This window comes from Mesorhizobium sp. M7A.F.Ca.MR.148.00.0.0 (assembly GCF_003997735.1).
Lineage (GTDB): Bacteria > Pseudomonadota > Alphaproteobacteria > Rhizobiales > Rhizobiaceae > Mesorhizobium.
In genome coordinates this window covers 1-265 of the sequence record NZ_RZTB01000580.1, presented here as the reverse complement: position 1 = coordinate 265, position 265 = coordinate 1, and the positions used below count along the sequence as shown (strand labels likewise).

The window sequence follows — 265 nt, the reverse complement described above, 5'->3', positions numbered from 1 at the left end:
CCAAGACCAATGGCAAGGCCGAGCGCTTCATCCAGACAGCACTGCGCGAATGGGCTTATGCCATCGCTTATCCGACTTCAGATCACCGCGCCGCAGAGTTGCCGGTCTGGCTGCACAGATACAATTGGCACCGTCCCCACGGGAGCCTAAAGTCCAAAACACCTATCAGTCGCCTCGCTCTAACCGAGGACAACCTGTTGAGGCTCCACAGCTAGCGATCCCACCAGTTGAGTTGCTCCAAGTCGGTGTCTAGCTTTCTACATTC

The 265-nt window shown here is 56.2% G+C and carries 1 protein-coding gene; it reads left to right on the top strand.

The features are described from left to right. The coding region (locus tag EOB49_RS35395; RefSeq protein ID WP_164782008.1) for an integrase core domain-containing protein at positions 1–215 on the top strand (215 nt) is incomplete at its 5' end. Positions 216–265: the final 50 nt, after the last annotated feature.